Annotated in this window: 4 protein-coding genes; 1 reads left to right on the forward strand and 3 read right to left on the reverse strand. The window is 53.1% G+C overall.

The genetic code is table 11. The annotated features are described in order from the left end of the window. Together FT726_RS26750 and aaeX are read right to left on the reverse strand one after the other, a co-directional pair. A partial coding sequence (locus FT726_RS26750; RefSeq protein ID WP_346303791.1) for a biotin/lipoyl-binding protein occupies positions 1 to 296 on the reverse strand: 296 nt, incomplete at its 3' end. Positions 297 to 305: 9 nt separating this feature from the next. After that, positions 306 to 509, reverse strand: a complete 204-nt coding sequence (gene aaeX, locus FT726_RS26755; protein WP_021508145.1) for a p-hydroxybenzoic acid efflux pump operon protein AaeX — start codon at positions 507 to 509, stop codon at positions 306 to 308. A 258-nt stretch (positions 510 to 767) separates the two neighbouring features. Between aaeX and aaeR the strand changes: the two genes are divergently transcribed. Next, positions 768 to 1685, forward strand: a complete 918-nt coding sequence (gene aaeR, locus FT726_RS26760; protein WP_038644372.1) for an HTH-type transcriptional activator AaeR — start codon at positions 768 to 770, stop codon at positions 1683 to 1685. A gap of 242 nt (positions 1686 to 1927) precedes the next feature. On the opposite strand, the gene FT726_RS26765 is transcribed toward aaeR, so the two are convergent. Next, positions 1928 to 2578 (reverse strand): metallopeptidase TldD-related protein (locus FT726_RS26765; RefSeq protein ID WP_346303792.1); only part of this gene is annotated, 651 nt, incomplete at its 5' end.

Raw genomic sequence — 2578 nt, forward strand, 5'->3', positions numbered from 1 at the left:
GCCTGGTAATATTCGACATCCGCCTGGGCCTCATCCAGCGCTTTCTGGTAGCGCGGGCGATCCACGACAAACAGCGTATCACCCTGTTTCACCAGTTGGTTGTCGTGCACCGGCACCTCAGTGATAAGCCCGGTGACATCCGGCGAGATCGCTACGACATCAGCGGAGAATTTGGCGTCACGCGTCCAGGGCGATTCGGTGTAGAACACCCAGGCGCGGAAGATGATCACGATTGCGATGATAACCAGCAGGATTGTAATCGCGTAACGCGCGATTTTTCTTATGAGCGCTTTCACTTAAAAACCTCAGACGAATAGACGGGATACAAGGTAAAACACGCAGCAATACAACGCTGTGTTAAAAAGTGCCGGATGCCACACCAGGTCATAAATTCCGCTGGGCGTCAGCACGCGTTTCACCAGCCAGAACAGCGCCAGCGAAACCAGTAGTTCAATGAAGATGGGCGGAAAGCTCAGCCCGAATACGACAAATACCGGAAGCACACTCATTACGGTTCCTTAGTTCGACCTTGCCGGATTGCACCGATACCTGCCCTCATGCCGCGTGGCACGTCGGGTTGAGAATCAGGGGATGATTGGGAGACTGATGGCAACATTCAGGCCGCGTTGAGCTAATGATAGCGTATCATCGTGTAAACACAGCCGTGTTAAGGTGCGGTGAACAGACCCAGCGTGCGTATAGTAACGCGCATGACTATACGTTTTCTACATATTGTGAGCTAAATCACTTTTTAGCCAGAGTAAACAATGGAACGACTTAAAGGCATGTCCATTTTCGCCAAAGTGGTTGAATTAGGTTCTTTTACCGCCGCGGCACGTCAGCTTCATCTTAGCGTTTCGTCAATCAGCCAAATTGTCGCCAAACTGGAAGATGAGTTGCAGGTCAAATTGTTAAATCGCAGTACGCGCAGTATTGGTCTGACCGAAGCAGGTAAGATCTACTATCAGGGCTGTCGCCGCATGCTGGCCGAGGCATCACAGGTGCATGAACAGCTGTATGCCTTTAACAATACGCCGATTGGTATACTGCGTATCGGCTGCTCATCCACCATGGCGCAAAATGTGTTGTCCGCGATGACCAGCGATATGCTGCGCGAATATCCTGGCCTGAGCGTCAATCTGGTCACCGGCATTCCAGCACCGGATCTGATCGCCAACGGTTTAGATCTCGTGGTTCGCGTCGGCGCCTTGCAGGATTCTAATCTGTTCTCGCGCCGCCTGGGCGCGATGCCGATGGTGGTCTGTGCCGCAAAAAGTTATCTGGCACAGCACGGCACGCCAGACAAACCGGGTGAAATCGATAATTTTTCATGGCTGGAATATAGCGTTCGCCCGGACAACACCTTTGAACTGGTCGCGCCGGAAGGTTTGGTGACGCGATTGACGCCACAAGGGCGCTTCGTGACTAATGATTCACAAACGCTGATTCGCTGGCTGAAAGCGGGTTGCGGTATCGCCTATGTGCCGCTGATGTGGGTGATTGATGAGATTAACGCCGGTGAGATCGATATTCTGTTCCCGCAATATCACTCAGAACCGCGCCCGGTGTATGCGCTCTATACTGAAAAAGACAAGATGCCGCTGAAGGTGCAGGTGTGTATTGATTATCTGACTGAGTACTTTAAGCAGGTGGCGCAGCAGTATCAGCAGCATCGTAAGAGTTAACGGTCTGGGCGCCATACAGGGTGTCCCTACGATGCGCGAAACGACTATTTGTAAGGTGCGCCATAGGGAAACTCAGACTGTTCGATAATCAGCAGAGTCCGCCATGCGAACATCAACTTACGGTCATTCGTAGAGGCGGCCGTGGAATCATCAGACTCCACGGCCATTCGAAATGGTGCGTCATGGGGACATTAGACTTTACTGTCATTCGGAAGGTGCGCATTGATGCGCACCAGAAATGATTACGCGGTACCGCCGACAGTGATTTTATCCAGCTTCAGGGTTGGCTGGCCGACGCCGACCGGCACGCTCTGCCCCTCTTTACCACACACGCCAACGCCTTTATCCAGCGCCAGATCGTTACCCACCATTGAAATTTGCTGCATCGCTTCAATACCGGAACCGATCAGCGTGGCACCTTTCACCGGCGTGGTGACTTTGCCGTTTTCAATCAGATAGGCTTCTGAGGTTGAGAACACAAACTTGCCCGAGGTGATATCTACCTGACCGCCACCAAAGTTCGGTGCATAAATCCCGTACTCAACGCTGGAAATGATGTCCTGCGGCGTGGATTTGCCCGCCAGCATATAAGTGTTGGTCATACGCGGCATCGGCAAGTGCGCATAGGATTCACGGCGCCCGTTACCGGTTGGCGGTACGCCCATCAGACGCGCATTGAGCTTGTCCTGCATGTAGCCTTTGAGCACGCCGTTTTCGATCAGGACGTTATACTGGCCTGGCACGCCTTCGTCATCCACTGCCAGTGAGCCGCGCAGGCCTTCGATGGTGCCATCGTCAACCACGGTGCAGAGTTCAGAGGCCACCAGTTGCCCCATTTTTCCGCTGAAGACCGACGTTTCACGACGATTGAAATCGCCTTCCAGACCATGACC

Source organism: Pantoea sp. Morm (assembly GCF_016643525.1).
In the GTDB taxonomy this organism is placed as follows: Bacteria; Pseudomonadota; Gammaproteobacteria; order Enterobacterales; family Enterobacteriaceae; genus Pantoea; species Pantoea dispersa.